Genomic DNA, 18,685 nt, shown 5'->3' on the forward strand with positions numbered 1-18,685 from the left:
GCTCCTATCGGCGCGCGCCATGTCCCTTTCATCCCCCGCCTCCGCGACGCTGATCCCGCTCGACAACGTCGATCCCACCCTGGTGGAGCAGCTGCTCGACCGCGCGTTCGAGCCGGAGCGTCATACCCGCACCGCTTACAAGGTGCGTGAAGGGATGGACTGGCTACCGGGCCTGAGCTTCGCCGCGCTCGACGCGGACGAGATGCTGGTCGGCACGATCCAGTGCTGGCCGGTGGCGGTGACCGATCCGGCGGGGCGGCCGCATCCGATGATAATGGTCGGCCCGGTCGCGGTGCTGCCCGACCACCAGGGCCAGGGATACGGCCAGGCGCTGATGTCGGCCAGCATCGCCGGGATCGATTCGCGCGCGCCGCTGCCGCAGGTGATGATCGGCGATCCTGAGTACTACGGCCGGTTCTGGGGCTTTTCCAACGAACGTACCGCCGGCTGGGATCTGCCCGGGCCGTTCGAGCGCCGCCGCCTGCTGGTGCGCTGCGAGAATCCGGCGGTGCTTCCCGAAGCAGGCGTGCTCGGTCCCTGGCAGGGGTAAACCACCCGCCCGCGCAACTGGAACTTGGCGCGGGCGGCCCTATCTGGCATCGCGAGACGATGCCTTACGAACCGCCCCCCGATCTTGCCGGACTCTCGCTTGCCGAAGTGGCTGACCTGGTCGCGGCGCGCCGGCTGCCGCCGGTCTCGCAATGGACCCCGCAGGCGACCGGCGACAGCGAGATGTGCATCGCCGCCGATGGGCGCTGGTTCCATCAGGGCGGCGAGATCCGCCGCCCGGCGATGGTGCGCGCCTTCGCCGCGCTGCTGACGCGCGATCCGGACGGACGACACTGGCTGCTGACGCCCGCGCAGAAGCTCGCGATCGCGGTAGAGGACGCCGCCTTCATCGCCGTGGATGTCAAGCAGGCCGGGGATTCGCTGGTGTTCCGCCTCAATACCGACGATCTGGTCATCGCCGGGCCGGATCATCCGATCCGCGCCGCCGGCGATCCCGACACGCCGGCGCTCTACCTGGGGGTGCGCCATGGGACCGAGGCCCGGCTCAACCGCAGCACCTACGGCCAGCTGGCGGAGATCGCGCTGGAGGGCGGCGATCTTTCGGTAAGCAGCCAGGGCGCGCGCTTTTCGCTCCTGCCGGCATGAGCGCGCTGTTCGAACACGTCACCCGCCGTTTCGAGAACGGGCACGCCAAGGCGCCGGCCACCTTGTGGACCGACCCGCGCGTCCAGGCGATCGAGACGTTCAAGCCCGCCGCCGTGCTGATCGCCATCACAGAGCGCGAACGGCCGGGCATGCTGCTGCTGCACCGGCCTTCCACCATGCGCGCGCATCCGGGGCAGATCGCCTTGCCCGGCGGCCGCGTCGATCCGGGCGAAACCGCCGTGGAAGCGGCACTGCGCGAAGCGAACGAGGAACTCGGCATCCCGCCGGGACAGGTGCGCGTGGTCGGCGTCAGCGATCGCTACCGCACCGGCAGCGGCTATGACATCACGCCGGTGGTGGCGGTGATCCCGCCGGACCTCAAGATTCGCCCGAACCCCGCCGAAGTCGCCCAATGGTTCGAAGCGCCGGTCGATTTCGTGCTCGATCCCGCCAACCAGCTGACACGCACCATCGACCATGGGGATCATCAGCACCACGTGGTCGAGATCACCTGGTCCGACGGGCGGCAGGACCATGTCATCTGGGGCGTGACCGGGGCGATCCTGCGCAATCTCTCGCACAGGCTGGACTGGCGTGGCTGAACGGCTCGACGCGCCCTGGATGCACCGCCCGGACATGGCGCGGCTCGTCGGCGCGCTCGGCGCGGGCAATGCCCGCTTCGTGGGCGGCGCGGTGCGCGACACGCTGCTTGGCCTGCCGGTCAAGGACATCGACATGGCGACGGTGCTGAAGCCCCAGGAGGTGATCGCCCGCCTTGACGCGGCGGGCATCCGCAATGTCCCGACGGGCCTCGCCCATGGCACGATCACCGCGGTTCTCCCCGGCGGGCCGGTGGAGATCACCACCTTGCGCCATGACGTCAGCACCGATGGGCGCCGGGCCACGATAGCCTTCGCCGACGACTGGCGCGACGACGCGGCGCGGCGGGACTTCACCATCAACGCGCTCTACGCCGATCCCGCCAGCGGCGAGATCTTCGACTGGTTCGGCGGGCGGGAGGATCTGGAACGCCGCCGCGTCCGCTTCATCGGCGATGCCCGCCAGCGCATCCGCGAGGACCATCTGCGCATCCTGCGCTACTTCCGGTTCCAGGCCAGATTCGGATCGCAACCCGCTGACGATGAAGCGGAAAACTCCTGCGCCGAGCTTGCGCCGATGCTCAAGGGCCTCTCGCGCGAGCGGATCGGCATGGAGACGATGAACCTGCTTGGCCTGCCCGACCCCGCCCCCACCGTGCGGCGCATGGCCGAGGTTGGCGTGCTGGCGGTGGTCCTGCCCGAAGCCGATCCGGACGCGCTGCCCGCACTGGTCGAGACCGAACGCGTGCAGGGTGTGCCGCCGGACGCCCTGCGCCGGCTCGCCGCCCTGCTCCCCGCGCAAATCTCGATCGCCGAACAGGTGGCCGCGCGCTTCCGCCTTTCCGCCGCGCAGAAGAAGCGCCTTGCCGCAGCGGCGGCGCGGGACGGGGAACCCGGTGACGCCCGCGTTCTGGCCTACCGCCTCGGCCGCGACGGCTCGCTCGACCGCTTGCTGCTGGCGGGAGCGGATGTCTCGCCGCTGCACGGTTGGGACATTCCGGCGTTTCCGCTGAAGGGCGGCCGGATCGTCGCGCGCGGGGTCGGCGCCGGGCCCGAGGTCGCGCGCATCCTGCGCCGTGTCGAGGATCGCTGGGTGGCCGAAGGCTTCCCCGACCAAAGCCGCGTCGATGCCCTCCTCGACGCGGAACTGGAAGGCCGCATGGCATGAGCCGCAGCCCGTGAGCCTCGTGGAACTCGGCGGCCTGCTGTCCGATCAGCCGCTGCTGGCGCTGACGATCGCCGCCATCCTGCTCGCGGTGCTGGCGGGCATGCTTTCCGGCAGTCGTCCACGGCTCGGCCAGGCGATGCGGAGCGCCGCCTATCTTGGCCTCGTCGCGGCGCTGCTGCTGACGGTGGCGCAACTGGCCGGGCACAACGACCGCTCCGAAGCCGCGTTCTGGCTCGACCGGACCCGGCCCGCTGCAGTCGAGGGCGACGAAACCGTCATCTCGATGCGAAGCGACGGCCATTTCTGGGTAGAGGCGCGGTTGAACGGCGCTCCCGTCGAGTTCCTGATCGATACCGGCGCGACTTATACCGGCGTCTCACAGGCGATGGCGGCGCGGGCCGGCCTGCTGCCGGACGAGGGCGACCGGGGCATGATCCTCGACACGGCCAACGGACCCATCGTCGCCCGCCGCGCGACCGCGGATTCGCTCCGCTTCGGCGGAATCGAAGCGAACGGCCTCACGATCGCCATCGCGCCGGACAGCGAATCCGAAACCAACGTCATCGGCATGAACCTGCTGTCGCAGCTGGCCAGCTGGCGGGTCGAGGGCGGCCGGCTGATCCTGGTGCCACGCCGGCCAGGCTCAAGAAAAGGACCCGAAATCTGAACAAGACCCGCTAGTCTCATTGACCGGAACTCTTGTACCCCCCTCCTTCGCCGCCTCGCAACGACGAAGGGAGGAGAGCGAAGGCTTCGATCAACCGAATGTGGCGTCAGAACTTGTTGTCCCTCGGGAAGCCATTCGGCGGCAGGCGGCCTGCCGCGCCGCGCGCGACTTTCCACATGACCGTGTCCTTCTCGGTACGCGTGCGACCACTCTCGCCGCCCATCGTCCAGGACAGACCGTCCTCCAGCCTGAGCGTGATGACGTCGGACATGCCGCCGTCGCGATAGCGCTGGAGTGTAACGCCCTGGCCCTTGGCAAGCACCGGCAGTTCCTCAAGGCTGAAGATCACCAGCTTACGATTATCGCCCACCACGGCGACATGATCGTGCTCGGGCGGGATCTCGCGCACGACGGCAAGCCTGACGCCCGGCTTGGTGGGCATGACCGTCTTGCCCTTGCGGGTCTCGGCCAGCAATTCGTCGGTCTCGGCGGCAAAGCCGCGCCCGATGTTGGAGGCCAGCAGCAGCTGCGCCTTGGGCTTGTGGACCATGATCGCGACGATCTGCGCCTCGGCATCGATGTCGATCATCGTGCGGATCGGCTCGCCGAAGCCGCGCGCGCCCGGCAGCTTGTCCGCGCCGAGCGTATAGAACCGCCCGTTGTCGACCGCGATCAGCAGCTTGTCGGTGGTCTGCGCGTGAAAGGCAAAGGCGGGACCATCGCCTTCCTTGAACTTGAAATCGCCTCCCTTGGCGTCGGCTCCCAAGGCCAGGTGCCCCCTGGCGGCGCGAATCCAGCCGCGCTGCGAGAGGACCACCGTCACCGGTTCCTTCTCGATCATCGCATCCATCGAGAATTCGACCGTGGGCCGGGCCTGCGCGATCGTGGTGCGGCGGCGGCCGAGCACGGTATTCTCGGCATAGTCCTTGCGCAGGGCGGCAAGGTCGCGCTTGATGCGGGTGCGTTGGCGGGCCGGGCTGTCGAGCAGCGCCTGCAGCTCCTCCTGTTCCTTCCGCAGCTCCTCGCGCTCCCGGCGCAGTTCCATCTCCTCCAGCTTGCGCAAGGAACGCAGGCGCATGTTGAGAATCGCCTCGGCCTGGCGGTCGGTAAGGCCGAACTCGGCCATCATCACCGGCTTGGGCTCATCCTCGGCACGGATGATCTCGATGATCCGGTCGAGGTTGAGATAGGCGATGATATAGCCTTCGAGCAGCTCCAGCCGCGAGGCGATCTTGTCGAGCCGGTGGCGGGTGCGGCGCAGCAGGATATCGATCTGACTGTAGACCCATTCCTGCAACAGCAGCTTGAGCCCCAGCACTCCCGGAGTTCGATGCGAATCCAGGACGTTGAGATTCAAAGCGAACCTGCTTTCGAGGTCGGTCAGCCGGTAGACGCTTTCCTTCAGCAGTTCGGGATCGACGTTGCGGCTCTTGGGGACAAGGACGATGCGGATATTCTCGTCGCTCTCGTCGCGCACGTCCTCCAGGATCGGCAGCTTGCGGTCGGCGATGAGCTGGGCGATCTGCTCGATCAGCTTGCCCTTGGCGAGCATGTAGGGGATCTCACTCACCACCAGCTGCCACTGGCCGCTGCCGAGCCTTTCGATGCCGCTGTCTTCCCAGGTCCCGTCGGCGCCCCGCCCGGTCGAGAAGCGGCCGCGCACGCGAAAGGCGCCCTTGCCGCTTTCGTAGGCAGCGGAAATGGCCTCCGGACTGTCCACCACAAGGCCACCCGTGGCAAAGTCCGGTCCCTTGAACACATCCATCAGCTGGGCGTGCTCGGCGTGGGGATTGTCGATCAGCATCAGCGTCGCGTCGATGATCTCGGCGACGTTGTGGCTGGGGATCGAGGTGGCCATGCCCACCGCGATACCGGTGGCGCCGTTCGCCAGCAGGTTCGGGAACAGGCCGGGGAAGATCTCGGGCTCGCTCTCCTCGCCGTTGTAGGTGGGGACGAAATCGACAGTGCCTTCGTCGAGCCCGGCCATGAGTTGGATCGCGGTCTTGGTAAGGCGCGCCTCGGTATAGCGATAGGCCGCCGCGTTATCGCCGTCGATATTGCCGAAGTTGCCTTGCCCCTGCACCAGCGGATAGCGCAGGCTGAAATCCTGGGCGAGGCGCACCATGGCATCGTATACCGAGGCATCGCCATGCGGATGATACTTGCCGATCACGTCGCCGACGACGCGGGCGCTCTTCTTGTAGGCGCTGGCGGGATCGAGCTTCAGCTGCCGCATGGCCCACAGCAAGCGGCGGTGGACGGGCTTGAGGCCATCCCTCAGATCCGGCAGCGAACGTGCTGTAATCGTGGACAAAGCATAGACGAGATATCGTTCCGACAGCGCCGCGTCGAAAGGCGCGTCCACGATCGCGTCGAAGGGATCGGATTGATCGTCGGGAGAAGTCACCATGGCCGGCCAGCCCTAGCAACGCGAGGACCCGAGCGGAACCGGCCGAACCCGAGTTTTCCGCGATTTCGTTCCGGACCCGTCAGCCGATCTGCATGTCGCGCGAAATCCCCGGGATGCGCACTTCGATCCCGTCGAGCGCCTCGGTCAGTGCGATCTGGCAGGACAGGCGGCTGGTCCGCGCCACGCCGGCGGCCAGGTCCAGCATGTCCTCCTCCTCGTTCGAGGCAGGCCGCAGCCGGTCGAACCAGCCGGGCGCGACGATCACGTGGCAGGTCGAACAGGCCATCTGGCCTTCGCACGTGCCTTCCAGCGACATTCCGGCATTCTGCGCCACTTCCAGCAACCTGGCCCCCGGCTGTGCATGCGCGGTGACCCGCGCGCCTTCGGCCGTAACAAACACTACGCTTACCAATTCAGACTCCCTGCACCGCCGCGGCGGCCTCGATTTGAGCGCAGGCATCCCCCAAGTCCCCGGGTGCAGTATATCTGCCAAATCCAAGACGGATAGAGGCTTTGGCCTGCTTGTCCGCAAGCCCCAGCGCGCGCAGCACGTGGCTTGGCCGGCCGGACCCGCTGGCGCAGGCCGATCCCGCTGAAAAGGCGATCTCGCGCAAGTCCGACATCAGCCGCGCGACGTCTAGCCCGGGAAGGCGCAGATTGAGATTGCCGTGCCAACGCCGGGTCACCGAACCGTTGAGCGTCCAGCGCGACAGAATGGCGCGGGCCTGCCGCCAAAGCACCTCGACCAGGGCCGCGTCCGCCTCCATGCGCGCCTTCGCCAGCGCCGCCGCCGCGCCGAAACCCGCGCAGAGCGCCGGGCTCAGCGTGCCCGAACGCAGGCCCTGCTCCTGTCCGCCGCCATGGATCAGGGGTGCCAGCTCCAGCCCGTCGCGCACCCACAGCGCGCCGATTCCCTTCGGCCCGTAGAGCTTGTGCGCCGAAACCGCGATCAGGTCGGCATTGCCCGGCGGCGCCAGCTTGCCGGCGCCCTGGACCGCGTCGCACAGCAACAGCGCACCCGCCGAGCGAGCGCGTTCGGCAAGGTGCTCCACCGGCTGGACGGTGCCGATCTCGTTGTTGACCTGCATCACCGCGACGAGGCCGATGCCCGGGGGGATCGGCACCTGCGGATCGACCAGCCCCTCGGCATCGACCGGGAGCACATCCACAAGGGGATCGAGCACGCGCGCCGTATCGAGCACCGCCGCGTGCTCGATCGCGGACACCGCCAGCCGCCGGGCGCCGCTGCCTGCCAGCGCGAGGTTGATCGCCTCGGTCGCGCCCGAAGTGAAGATCACCCGTCCACCCGGCGGCAGCAGCGCAGCGACTTGCTCGCGCGCGACCGCGACGGCGGCGGCGGCGGCCCGGCCTGGCCGGTGCTGGCTGTGCGGATTGGCGAAGCCCATGGTCTCGGGCCCGCCGAGCCAAGGCAGCATGGCTTCGCGCGCTTCGGGCGCGAGCGGGGTGGTGGCCTGGTAATCCAGATAGATCATGCGTTCACACCGCCGCCGGCGATCTCGCGCCAGGCCGCGACGAAGCTCAGGATATCCGCTTCGCTCGTCTCGCGGCCGATGGAAACGCGAATCACCTCGGAAGGGCGCGGATAGCCCATGGCGTCGAGCACATGGCTGGTCCTAAGCGAGCCGGAGGAACAGGCGCTGCCGGCGGAGACGGCAATGCCCATCGCATCGAAGCGGATGAGCTGCGCGGCGGCGGATCTTCCGGGCATGCGATAGCCGCCGATGGAAAAGAGACGCGCGGCCTCGGCGGCGACGATCTCTCCCCCGGCATCCACGATGGACTTGTCCAGCAATCCGCGCAGGCGCGCCGCCTCCCCGGTCCAGGCCGGCGCAGCCTCCAGCGCGGCCGCCATCGCCAGCACGCCCGGCAGGTTCTCGGTGCCCGGACGATAGCCGCGCTCCTGCCCGCCGGTGGGGTGGAGCAGGCTCCAGTCCCGCACCAGCAACGCACCGACGCCGACCGGCCCGCCGAACTTGTGCGCCGACAGCACGATCATGTCCGCCACGCCGGCATCGGGCAAGACCAGTTTCCCTGCACCCTGCGCACAGTCGGCAAGCAACATGCCGCCCGCCGCGTGCACCGCCTCGGCGACGGCATCCAGCATCTGGATCACGCCTGTCTCGCTGTTGACCTGCTGGACCGCCACCAGCCCCGGCACCGCCGCGCCGGCGGGGTCGACCCGCCCGCACGCGTCGACCGGAAGGCGCGGAACTTCGCCGGCATGGCGCAGGACCGCATCGTGCTCGGTCGGAGACACGGCGCCCAGCGCAAGCTTGCCGCGCGTAATCGCCAGCGCCAGCGCTTCGCTCGCGCCCGAAGTGAAGATCACTTCCCCGTCCCAGCCCAGCACCGCCCGCACGCGCGCCCGGGCCTCTTCCAGCGCCGCGCGGGCACCGCGACCCTCCGCGTGCGGGCTGGAGGGATTGGCCCAGATGGCCATTCCCTCCAGCCACGCCTCGCGCGCCTCGGGCAGCAAGGGCGCGGTCGCGGCATGGTCGAGATAGATCCGTGGAAAGGCAGGTTCCGATGGCATCGCTTGTAAAGTTGTTTTCAAGGCAAAGACTTCTATATAGCGGGCCTTCCCTTTTCCACTCCCGCAGGTGGCTGGCGAGACCTTTCGCCGCCGTTTCGCGGGAGTTTCAACAGGTCAGGTCAGAAACGCCAATGCCCGCAGTCATTTTCCCCGGCCCAGAAGGCCGTCTCGAAGGTCGATTCCAGCCGGCTCCGCGCCCGCGCGCGCCAGTTGCCATGATCCTCCACCCGCATCCGCAAGCGGGCGGGACCATGAACGACCGCATCACCCAGCATATGTACAAGACTTTCGTGAACCGGGGTTTCGCGACGCTGCGCTTCAACTTCCGGGGCGTCGGCCGCAGCCAGGGCAGCTTCGACAACGGCGTGGGCGAGCTTTCGGATGCCGCCGCCGCGCTCGACTGGGTGCAGTCGATCCACCCGGAAGCGTCCACCACCTGGATCGCGGGCTATTCGTTCGGTGCGCTGATCGGCATGCAACTGCTGATGCGCCGCCCGGAAATCCGCGGCTTCATCTCGGTGGCGCCCCCGGCCAACATGTACGACTTCAGCTTCCTTGCCCCCTGCCCGGCCTCCGGCATCATCGTCCAGGGCTCGTCGGACACGGTGGTGACGCCCGGCGCGGTGCAGAAGCTGGTCGACAAGCTGCGCACGCAGAAACACATCACCATCCATCACGACGAGGTCCCGCGCGCCAACCATTTCTTCGAGAACGAAGTGGAAGACCTGATGCGCTCGGTCGACAATTACCTCGACATGCGCCTTTCGCCGGATTGCCCGATCAAGTGACGCCCGCCGCCGGCGTCCGTGGGGCCCGGTGGAGGAGATGCGGGTTGAAAAGCAGCCCGTAAAGCGCGGGCAATCGCCGCTTTGGCGCTTTCCACCCCCCGCGTTCCCGGGGACAATGCGCGCACTTGGTTTTTCGCGTGCGCGTCAACCCAAACGTCACACCTCGCCCACCCTTGGCAATCCCTGCCCGCGCTTGTAGAGCGGCGCGCAAATCTCTCAAACGCTCGACCCCAGAGGAAAACCGATGGCCGCGCAATACGCCTTCGTCATGAAAGGCATGACCAAAACCTTCCCCGGCGCCCAGAAGCCGGTACTGAGCAATATCAGCCTGCAATTCTACCAGGGCGCCAAGATCGGCATCGTCGGCCCCAACGGCGCCGGCAAGTCCACCCTCATCAAGATCATGGCGGGCATCGACACCGACTATACCGGTGAGGCATGGCCGGGCGAAAATATCACGGTGGGCTATCTCGAGCAGGAGCCCGAGCTCGATCCGAACAAGACCGTGCTGGAAAACGTCAAGGACGGCGCGCGCGAAACCGCCGACCTGGTGGACCGCTTCAACGAGATCTCGATGCTGATGGCCGATCCGCCGGAAGACGCGGACTTCGACGCGCTCATGGAGGAAATGGGCACGCTGCAAGAAAAGATCGACGCCGTGGATGGCTGGACGCTCGACAACCAGCTCGAAATCGCGATGGAAGCGCTGCGCTGCCCGCCGGGCGACTGGGCGGTAGACAAGCTGTCGGGCGGCGAGAAGCGCCGCGTCGCGCTGACCCGCCTCTTGATCCAGAAGCCCTCGATCCTGCTGCTGGACGAACCGACCAACCACCTCGACGCGGAATCGGTCGAATGGCTGGAAAACCACCTCAAGGAATATGCCGGCGCGGTGCTGATGATTACCCACGACCGCTACTTCCTCGATCACGTGGTGGACTGGATCCTCGAACTCGATCGCGGCAAGTACTTCCCCTATGAAGGCAACTACTCGACCTATCTCGAGAAGAAAGCCAAGCGCATGGAGCAGGAGGACCGCGAGGAGAGCGGCCGCCAGAAGGCGCTCAAGGAAGAGCTGGAATGGATCCGGCAGACGCCGGCCGCCAGGCAAACCAAGTCCAAGGCGCGCATCCGCAAGTTCGAGCAACTCCAGGAAGCGCAGGCCGGCCGCAAGCCTGGCAAGGCGCAGATTGTCATCCAGGTGCCCGAGCGCCTGGGCGGCAAGGTCATCGAGGTCAAGAACATCTCCAAGGCCTATGGCGACAAGCTGCTGTTCGAGAACCTCTCGTTCATCCTGCCGCCGGGCGGCATCGTCGGCGTGATCGGCCCGAACGGCGCGGGCAAGTCCACCCTGTTCAAGCTGCTCACCGGCAAGGAAAAGCCCGACAGCGGCGAGATCGACATCGGCTCGACCGTGCACCTGGGCTTCGTGGACCAGAGCCGCGACCATCTCGACGCAAAGAAAAACGTCTGGGAGGAAATCTCCGACGGGCTCGACTACATGAAGGTCAACGGGTTCGACATGTCGACCCGCGCCTATGTCGGCGCCTTCAATTTCAAGGGCGCCGACCAGCAGAAGAACGTCGGCAAGCTCTCGGGCGGTGAACGCAACCGCGTGCACATGGCCAAGATGCTGAAGGAAGGCGGCAACGTCCTGCTGCTGGACGAACCGACCAACGACCTCGATGTCGAGACGCTGGGCGCGCTGGAAGAGGCGATCGAGAACTTCGCAGGCTGCGCCGTGGTCATCAGCCACGACCGCTTCTTCCTCGATCGTCTGGCCACCCACATCCTTGCCTTCGAGGGTAACAGCCATGTCGAATGGTTCGAAGGCAACTTCGAAGCCTACGAGGAAGACAAGCGCCGCAGGCTGGGTGATGCCGCCGATCGTCCGACCCGGCTGGCCTACAAGAAGCTGACGCGCTGATCCCATGCCCAGGGCATGATCCCATTCATTTTGCAGCTATCAAACCTTAACGCCAAGCCGCATCACGGTTCACCTCTGCGACAGCGCCGCTGTCGTAGAGGAAAATCAGGATGAGCCGTGATCGCCGTCCGGCAGTTCGGTCCAACGACCGGAACATTCGAAAGTCAGGCGGGGCGAAAGGTAAGAAAATGAAAACGGGAACATTGTTTTCAGCAAGCGCCTGGGGCGCGATGGCACTCGCCCTCGCCAGCCTCACGGTGCCGAGCGTGGCCGGGGCAGCCGAACCTCGCGATCGATCGGAAGATCGCGGCGCACGGTCCGCCCGATCGGAAGATCGCGGCGACCAGGGCCGGCAGCGCGTCGAGTCGCCAAGGGCACCTCAGGATAAAGCCGATGTCGGTCGCGCGCCCACCGTGAGACAGGCGCCGGTGCCAACATCGCGACGCACCCTGCGCTCGAACGACGCCACGCCCCGTGACTGGGCTGCCGCCCGCGCACGGATCGCCGCGCAGCGCGACCGCGCCGACAACCAAAGCGCGCCAGACGCCGGCAATCGTCCCGGCGGCAATCGCGGTAACGACAGCCCCCCCCCTTCGTGGAAGCGCGACGACAACAACCGAGATCGCGACAACCGCGACAGGGGCCATCAGGGCAGGGATAACCAGGGCCGCGATTGGCGGAACGATCCCCGGGGCGATCACGACAATCGCTGGTCGAACTCCCGTGGCAACCACGACAACCGCAACGACCACGATCGCGACAACCGTCATGACGACCGCCGCGACTGGGGCCGGGATCATCGCGACTGGGATCGCAACAGCTGGAGGCGCGACAATCGCTACGACTGGCGCCACTACCGCGAGAACCACCGCTCGATCTATCGGATCGGCCGTTATTACGCGCCTTACCACGGATACTCCTATCGCCGCCTGGGCATCGGATTTTCCCTGGGCTCGATATTCTACGGCAACCGCTACTGGATCAGCGATCCCTGGTCCTATCGTTTGCCGGCGGTCTATGGCCCCTATCGCTGGGTTCGCTATTACGACGATGTCCTGCTGGTGAACATCTACACCGGCCAAGTGGTCGACGTAATCTACGACTTCTTCTGGTAAGCGGGCTCATACCAAGTCTCATTGATCGGAACACTTGTTCCCTTTGCTTTCGTCGTTGCGAGCCGCCGAAGGCGGTGCGGCAATCCAGGGCGGTAAGTAGCGTTGCCCAGGATTGCTTCGGCGGCTGCGCCGCCTCGCAAAAACGAAGGGGAAAGATGAGTTTCCCTTCGGTGGCGCGCAACGACGAAAGCAAGGGAAGCAAGGGTTCCGATCAAGGGAATTCAGTGTTACCGCTGTACAACAAGAAGCCCCCGTGCCCAGAAGGCGCGGGGGCTTCTTGTTGTACGCGTCGGCGCGGGCCGAGCGGCCCGCCGCACCGTCAAACCAGCGCGCCGTGGCAGTGCTTGTACTTGTTGCCGGAACCGCAGGGGCACGGGGCGTTGCGGCTGATCGGCAGGTCGGCATAAGGGTTTTCGCCGGAGCCCGCCGCGGCCAGCGGGCTGCCCGCCAGCGACCCGAACAGCGCCGCCCGCGCGGCCGAACCGTCGCCGTCGTCCGAATTGTCGATACCGGTCAAGGGATCGATATGGCCGGTCAGGAAGTCCGGCAGTTCGGGTAGTTGCGCCGGTTCGGGAATACGCAGCTCGCTCGCCGAAAGGATACGAGTCACGTCCTCGCGGATCGTCTCCAGCATGCGCTCGAACAGGCCGAAGGCTTCCTGCTTGTACTCGTTGATCGGCGTTTTCTGCGCGTAGGCGCGCAGGAACACGACTTGCCGCAGGGCATCTAACGTGGCGAGGTGCTCTTTCCAGTAATGGTCGAGCCGATCGAGCAGGATCGACTTCTCGACCTGGCGCCAGATCGCCGGATCGTCCTTGGCCATCTTGGCTTCCATCTGCGCGGTTGCCATCGCGGCCAGGCGCTCCTCGACGATTTCCGGCTCGATTCCGTCCTCGTCGACCCAGGTCTCCAGCGGCGCATCGACACAGAGGATATCCTTCACCTTCTCCTTCAACCCCTCGATGTTCCAGTGCTCGGGATAGGAACCCTGCGGGCAGGCGTCGGCCACCAGTGCGTTGACGGTGTCGTTGCGCATGTCGACCACGACATCGTCCACCGTCTCGGCATCCATGATATCCGCGCGCTGTTCGTAGATCACCTTGCGCTGGTCGTTCATCACGTCGTCGTATTCGACGACTTGCTTGCGGACCTCGTAATTGCGCGCCTCAACCTTCTTCTGGGCGGTCTCAATGGCCTTTGAAAGCCACTTGGAACCGATCGCCTCGCCGTCGGCGAGATTGGAATTCATCATCTTGGCGAAAAGCGTGTCCGGCCCGAAGATGCGCAGCAGGTCGTCCTCCAGGCAGAGGTAGAACTTGGACAGGCCCGGGTCGCCCTGGCGCCCCGAACGGCCGCGCAGCTGGTTGTCGATACGGCGGCTCTCGTGCCGCTCGGTGCCGATCACGCAGAGGCCGCCAGCATCGAGCACGCGCTGCTTCTCTTCGGCGACCTCCATCTTGATGCGCGCGATCGCCGCCTCGCGATCGGGGCCCTCGGGAATGTCGCGCAGTTCATCCGCTATGCGGAAATCGATATTGCCGCCCAGCTGGATGTCAGTGCCGCGCCCTGCCATGTTGGTGGCGATGGTCACGCCGCCGAGCCGGCCCGCCTGGGCCACGATGTGCGCTTCCATCTCATGGAAGCGGGCGTTCAGCACCGAATGCTTGACCCCCTCCTTGTTGAGGAAGTCCGAGAGCAGTTCCGACTTCTCGATCGAGACGGTGCCGACCAGCACCGGCTGGCCGGTCTCGTACTTCGTGCGGATCAGCTTGGCGATGGCGCCGAACTTGTCGTGCGTGTTCTTGTAGAACTCATCCTCCTCGTCGATGCGCTTTACCGGCACGTTGGTGGGGATGGTGACGACGTTCATCTTGTAGATATCGTAGAATTCGGCGGCTTCGGTCGCGGCGGTGCCGGTCATGCCCGAAAGCTTCGGGTACATGCGGAAGTAGTTCTGGAACGTGATCGAGGCGAGCGTCTGGTTCTCCGGTTCGATCCGCACGCCTTCCTTTGCCTCCACCGCCTGGTGCAGGCCGTTCGACCAGCGGCGCCCGTCCATCATGCGGCCGGTGAACTCGTCGATGATGACGATCTTGTTGTCCTTCACGATGTAGTCGGTGTCGCGCTTGAACATGACCACGGCCTTGAGGCTCTGGTCGAGGTGGTGGACCACCTGCGTGTTCTCGACATCGTAGAGGTTTGAACCCACCAGCAGCCCGGCATCCTCCAGCATGCGCTCGGCCTTTTCGACGCCGTCCTCGGTCAGCGTGATGCTCTTGGTCTTTTCGTCGGCCTCGTAATCCTCGGGCGCGAGCTGCTTCACGATCGCATCGACCGAAACATAGAGTTCGGATTTGTCGTCGGTGGGGCCCGAGATAATCAGCGGCGTGCGCGCCTCGTCGATCAGGATCGAGTCCACCTCGTCGACGATCGCGAAGTTGAAGGGGCGCTGCACCATCTGGCTGCGCTCGTGCTTCATGTTGTCGCGCAGGTAGTCGAAGCCGAACTCGTTGTTGGTGCCATAGGTGATGTCGGCCCAATAGGCCTCGCGGCGTTCGTATTCGTTGAGATTGGGCACGATCACCCCGACCGTCAGACCAAGAAACTGGTGGACCTGGCCCATCCAGTCGGCATCGCGGCGGGCGAGGTAGTCGTTGACGGTGACGACGTGGACGCCCTTGCCCTCAAGCGCGTTGAGATAAGTCGCGGTGGTGGCGACCAAGGTCTTGCCTTCGCCGGTGCGCATCTCGGCGATCTCGCCGCGATGAAGCACGATGCCGCCGATCATCTGCACGTCGAAGTGACGCATGCCGAACACGCGCTTGGAGGCTTCGCGCACGGTGGCAAAGGCTTCGGGCAGGATCTGGTCGAGCGTGGAGCCGGCGGCGAGCTGTTCGCGGAACTTTACGGTCTGTGCGGCCAGCGCCTCGTCGGAATATCCTTCAAGCGTCGGCTCGAAGGCATTAATTTGCATGACGATCTTGTCGAGCGACTTGACGTAGCGATCGTTGGACGAACCGAAGATGGACTTGACGATGACGCCGAGCATGGCGGGAATCCCTGTTTTCTGGTGAATGCTTGATAGTGTGATACGCGCGGCTTGCGCTGGCGCGCCAAAGCGCGCGAGACGGCGCCGGGCCGTGCTGGCGGCGCGCTATTCGCGGGCGCGGTCGATCCCGGTGAGCACCGTGGGAATGGCATGCACAACCGGTTCGGCTGTCCGCGCCGGGGCATGGCGCCGGGTATTGCGCAAGCCGGGCTCAGGCAACCTGGCGAGCGCGACCGGCGCGCGAGGCACCCTCGTCGCCGTCCGATCTCCCAGCACCGAAACCTGCATGCTGGCGATCTGCGAGGCGCGCGCCTCCCCCGGGCCGAGCTGTGCGGCAAGGCCCGTCAACAGGGCGAGCAGGGTCAGGAGCAGGCGAGTGGCCATCGGGTGCAGATAGGACGCACGCGACGAATAGTCCACCGTCTGGCGCGGTTTGCGCACGATCGATCATCGCTTGACCTGTCGGGCCGACACGCTAGGCGCGTGCGCCATGACCCATCCCGTCTCCCCGCTCGCCATGCCCTTCCCCGACCTGCCGGCGATCGCGGGCGTTACCCCGCATGTCGTGCGCGCCGGGTACAAGGACTGGGGGCGCTGCGACCTTACTTACGTCACGCTCGACGAAGGCACCGCCGTCGCCGGCGTGTTCACCAGGAACCAGTGCTGTTCGAGCGAAGTCGAACTCGGCCGCGAGAACGTGAAGCTCGGCAAGGCCCGGGCACTGGTGGTGAACGCGGGCAATTCCAACGCCTTTACCGGCTATCGCGGGCGCGAGGCGGTGGAGCAGATCATGGATCAGGTCGCGGCGCACCTCGGCTGTCCGAAGGAGCAGGTGTTCGTCTCCTCGACCGGCGTGATCGGCGTGCCGCTGCCCAAGGACAAGGCGCGCGAAGGCGTCGCCGCGGCGCTGATCGCCGAACCCTGCTCCTGGGAGGACGCCGCGCGCACCATCTCCACCACCGACACCTTTCCCAAGGGCGCCACGGCCAGCGCGATGATCGGCGGCACCAAAGCCACCATCAGCGCGATCATCAAGGGATCAGGCATGATCGCGCCGGACATGGCGACGATGCTGGGATACCTGTTCACCGACGCGGCAGTGGAGCCCGGGTTCCTGCAGGAATGCCTTGCGGCGGCGAACTTGCGCACCTTTTCGTGCATCACCGTCGATTCGGATACTTCGACCAGCGACACCGTGCTCGCCTTCGCGACCGGCAAGGCCGGCAATGCCCCCCTTGCCTCGTTCGACAGCCCCGGCGCCGATGCCTTCGCCGCCGCCGTCCACGACGTTTGCCGCCAGCTCGCCCACCTGGTCGTGCGCGACGGCGAGGGGGCCAGCAAGTTCATCGCCGTCACCGTTACCGGCGCGGTCTCTGACGAAAGCGCGCGCAAGGTCGGAATGGCCATTGCCAATTCTCCCTTGGTCAAGACCGCCATCGCCGGCGAGGACGCCAACTGGGGCCGTGTCGTCATGGCGGTGGGCAAAGCCGGCGAACCGGCGGACCGGGACAAGCTCTCGATCGGTTTCGGTGGCCTCTGGGCCGCGCGCGAGGGGTTGCCGCTGGCGGACTATGACGAAGCGCCGGTGGCCACGCACCTCAAGGGCCAGGATGTAACCATCGAAGTCGACCTGGGGCTGGGCGAGGGACGGGCCACGGTCTGGACCTGCGACCTCACCCATGGCTACATCTCGATCAACGCGGATTACCGGAGCTGATGGAAACGTCATTCGCCGTCTGGGGCCGGCTGAACTCGCACAACGTCAAGAAGGTCGTCTGGTTCGCCGAGGAGCTGGGCCTGGACTATGTCCGCCGCGATATCGGCGGCCAGTTCGGCTATACCGAGGACTACCTCGCCAAGAACCCGAACCGGGTGGTGCCGATGATCGAGGACGACAACCTCGCGCTGTGGGAATCGAACGCGATCCTGCGTTATATGGCCGCCGAATATGGAGGCGAGCGCTGGTTTCCCGCCGATCCCGCGCAGCGCGCACGCGCCGATCGCTGGATGGACTGGCAGGTCACTTATGCCGACGCGCAGCGCCTCCCCTTCCTAAGCTTCGCGCGGACGCCCAGGGCGGACTGGGACATGGCGGCGATCACGCGCGACATGGATTCGTGCGCAAAGCAGCTCGCGGTGATGGAGCGGTATCTTGGTGAAAGCCCCTGGCTCTCGGGCAGCCAGTTCGGCATCGGCGACATTCCCATGGGCGTCTATGCCTATACTTGGTTCAGCCTGCCCTTCGAAAAGCCGGAATTTCCCGCGATCGCCGAATGGTACGCCCGGATTCGGGAACGTCCCGGCTACGCCCGGCAGGTCATGATCCCGCTGACGTGATCGCCCCCGCGCTCACCGCCGCCGTCGAGGCGATCCTGCGCGAGGCCAACGAGCGCGCGATCCTGCCCTATTACCGGTCGCTTTCCTCCGCGCAGATCGACAACAAGGCCGCCGATGATGTCGTCACCGTGGCCGACAGGGAAAGCGAGGCGCTGCTGACCGAGCGCCTCTCCGCACTGCTGCCGGAAGCGGCGGTGGTGGGCGAGGAAGCGGCATTCGCCGATGCCGCGGTGCTTGGACGGCTCACGGACGGCCTGTGCTGGATCGTCGATCCGCTTGACGGCACTAACAACTTCGCTGGCGGTCAACCGCCGTTCGGCATCCTGGTGGCGCTCGCCGATCGGGGCGAGACGCTTGGGGGCTGGATCCTCGATTGCCTGACCGGGCGATTCTGCCACGCCGGCAAGGGCACCGGCGCATGGGTCAACGGCGAGCGCGTCATGGCGATATCCTCGGGCGAGGCCTTGCCGGTCGCAGCGATCTCGCTGATCTTTCTTGAACCGGCCCGGCGCGAACAGATCCGCCAGCACATCGCCCCGCATTATCGCCTCGTCGACATCCCGCGCTGCGCCGCCGAGCAATATCCGCGCCTGGTACTGGGAACGAACGACGTTTCGGTGTTCGAACGCACCCTGCCCTGGGACCATGCGGCGGGCGCGCTGTTCCTGAACGAAGCGGGCGGGCGCTGCGCCCGGCCCGACGGTTCGGCCTACCGCGTCGACGAATTCGAGCGGCCCGGGATCATCGGCGCCTCCTCGAAGCGGCTGTTCGACGATCTTGCACGGCGGCTGGCGGCGCTGGCGTGACACCAGGCCCCGGCGGAACCAGGCTGGTCTCCTTCCTTGGCCACCGCGAGCCGGGCGCAACGCGATCCAGAGCGCTTGCCCCTGGATTGCCGCGCCGCCTTCGGCGACTCGCG

Annotated in this window: 17 protein-coding genes; 11 read left to right on the forward strand and 6 right to left on the reverse strand. The window is 66.3% G+C overall.

Going from position 1 to position 18,685, the window contains the following annotated elements:
* Positions 1-19 precede the first annotated feature (19 nt).
* From BM052_RS14470 to BM052_RS14490, 5 genes are read left to right on the forward strand one after another with little or no spacing between them, the layout of a single operon-like run.
* The gene (locus tag BM052_RS14470) at positions 20-550 is read left to right on the forward strand and encodes a GNAT family N-acetyltransferase (RefSeq protein ID WP_091148034.1); all 531 of its coding nucleotides are present in this window, start codon (positions 20-22) and stop codon (positions 548-550) included.
* A gap of 59 nt (positions 551-609) precedes the next feature.
* Complete coding sequence (locus BM052_RS14475) at positions 610-1,155, forward strand: DUF1285 domain-containing protein (protein WP_091148036.1); 546 nt, start codon at positions 610-612, stop codon at positions 1,153-1,155.
* Positions 1,152-1,757 (forward strand): CoA pyrophosphatase, encoded by a 606-nt coding sequence (locus BM052_RS14480; protein WP_091148038.1) that lies wholly within the window; start codon positions 1,152-1,154, stop codon positions 1,755-1,757. Before BM052_RS14475 ends, BM052_RS14480 begins: the two co-directional genes overlap by 4 nt.
* Complete coding sequence (locus BM052_RS14485) at positions 1,750-2,922, forward strand: CCA tRNA nucleotidyltransferase (protein ID WP_177198496.1); 1,173 nt, start codon at positions 1,750-1,752, stop codon at positions 2,920-2,922. The genes BM052_RS14480 and BM052_RS14485 overlap by 8 nt, the downstream gene beginning before the upstream one ends.
* Positions 2,923-2,932: 10 nt before the next feature.
* Positions 2,933-3,589, forward strand: a complete 657-nt coding sequence (locus tag BM052_RS14490; protein ID WP_091148115.1) for a retropepsin-like aspartic protease family protein — start codon at positions 2,933-2,935, stop codon at positions 3,587-3,589.
* 106 nt (positions 3,590-3,695) lie between these two features.
* Here BM052_RS14490 and parC read toward each other — a convergent pair whose 3' ends face one another.
* From parC to BM052_RS14510, 4 genes are all read right to left on the reverse strand, one after another.
* The gene (gene parC, locus BM052_RS14495) at positions 3,696-5,999 is read right to left on the reverse strand and encodes a DNA topoisomerase IV subunit A (protein ID WP_091148040.1); all 2,304 of its coding nucleotides are present in this window, start codon (positions 5,997-5,999) and stop codon (positions 3,696-3,698) included.
* A gap of 79 nt (positions 6,000-6,078) precedes the next feature.
* Entirely contained in the window at positions 6,079-6,411 is a 333-nt protein-coding gene (locus BM052_RS14500) for a 2Fe-2S iron-sulfur cluster-binding protein (protein WP_091148042.1), read from the reverse strand.
* Position 6,412: 1 nt separating this feature from the next.
* The gene (locus BM052_RS14505; protein WP_091148044.1) at positions 6,413-7,492 is read right to left on the reverse strand and encodes a cysteine desulfurase family protein; all 1,080 of its coding nucleotides are present in this window, start codon (positions 7,490-7,492) and stop codon (positions 6,413-6,415) included.
* Entirely contained in the window at positions 7,489-8,553 is a 1,065-nt protein-coding gene (locus tag BM052_RS14510; RefSeq protein WP_091148045.1) for a cysteine desulfurase family protein, read from the reverse strand. Before BM052_RS14510 ends, BM052_RS14505 begins: the two co-directional genes overlap by 4 nt.
* Positions 8,554-8,684: 131 nt before the next feature.
* Here BM052_RS14510 and BM052_RS14515 point away from each other — a divergent pair, with 131 nt between their 5' ends.
* The 3 genes from BM052_RS14515 to BM052_RS14525 all read left to right on the forward strand — a co-directional run bounded on the left by BM052_RS14515 (position 8,685) and on the right by BM052_RS14525 (position 12,380).
* Entirely contained in the window at positions 8,685-9,341 is a 657-nt protein-coding gene (locus BM052_RS14515; RefSeq protein ID WP_091148047.1) for an alpha/beta hydrolase, read from the forward strand.
* A 244-nt stretch (positions 9,342-9,585) separates the two neighbouring features.
* Positions 9,586-11,265: an energy-dependent translational throttle protein EttA gene (gene ettA / locus BM052_RS14520; protein ID WP_091148048.1), complete on the forward strand. Its 1,680-nt coding sequence runs from the start codon at positions 9,586-9,588 to the stop codon at positions 11,263-11,265.
* 428 nt (positions 11,266-11,693) lie between these two features.
* Complete coding sequence (locus BM052_RS14525) at positions 11,694-12,380, forward strand: RcnB family protein (protein ID WP_177198497.1); 687 nt, start codon at positions 11,694-11,696, stop codon at positions 12,378-12,380.
* A 319-nt stretch (positions 12,381-12,699) separates the two neighbouring features.
* On the opposite strand, the gene secA is transcribed toward BM052_RS14525, so the two are convergent.
* Both secA and BM052_RS14535 read right to left on the reverse strand, forming a co-directional pair.
* Positions 12,700-15,429: a preprotein translocase subunit SecA gene (gene secA, locus BM052_RS14530; RefSeq protein WP_091148052.1), complete on the reverse strand. Its 2,730-nt coding sequence runs from the start codon at positions 15,427-15,429 to the stop codon at positions 12,700-12,702.
* A 105-nt stretch (positions 15,430-15,534) separates the two neighbouring features.
* A complete protein-coding gene (locus BM052_RS14535) occupies positions 15,535-15,870 on the reverse strand; it encodes a hypothetical protein (RefSeq protein ID WP_255406164.1) in 336 nt (111 codons plus the stop codon).
* A 49-nt stretch (positions 15,871-15,919) separates the two neighbouring features.
* Between BM052_RS14535 and argJ the strand changes: the two genes are divergently transcribed.
* The 3 genes from argJ to BM052_RS14550 are packed head-to-tail and all read left to right on the forward strand — an operon-like array spanning position 15,920 to position 18,572.
* Positions 15,920-17,146 carry a bifunctional glutamate N-acetyltransferase/amino-acid acetyltransferase ArgJ gene (gene argJ / locus BM052_RS14540; protein ID WP_091148054.1) on the forward strand — a complete coding sequence of 409 codons (1,227 nt, stop codon included), beginning with the start codon at positions 15,920-15,922 and terminating at the stop codon, positions 17,144-17,146.
* On the forward strand, positions 17,146-17,766 hold the full coding sequence (locus tag BM052_RS14545) for a glutathione S-transferase family protein (protein ID WP_091148055.1): 621 nt from the start codon (positions 17,146-17,148) through the stop codon (positions 17,764-17,766). The genes argJ and BM052_RS14545 overlap by 1 nt, the downstream gene beginning before the upstream one ends.
* Positions 17,763-18,572 (forward strand): inositol monophosphatase family protein, encoded by an 810-nt coding sequence (locus BM052_RS14550; protein WP_091148057.1) that lies wholly within the window; start codon positions 17,763-17,765, stop codon positions 18,570-18,572. The genes BM052_RS14545 and BM052_RS14550 overlap by 4 nt, the downstream gene beginning before the upstream one ends.
* Positions 18,573-18,685: the final 113 nt, after the last annotated feature.

It is taken from the genome of Novosphingobium sp. CF614, from assembly GCF_900113255.1.
Classification (GTDB): Bacteria; Pseudomonadota; Alphaproteobacteria; order Sphingomonadales; family Sphingomonadaceae; genus Novosphingobium.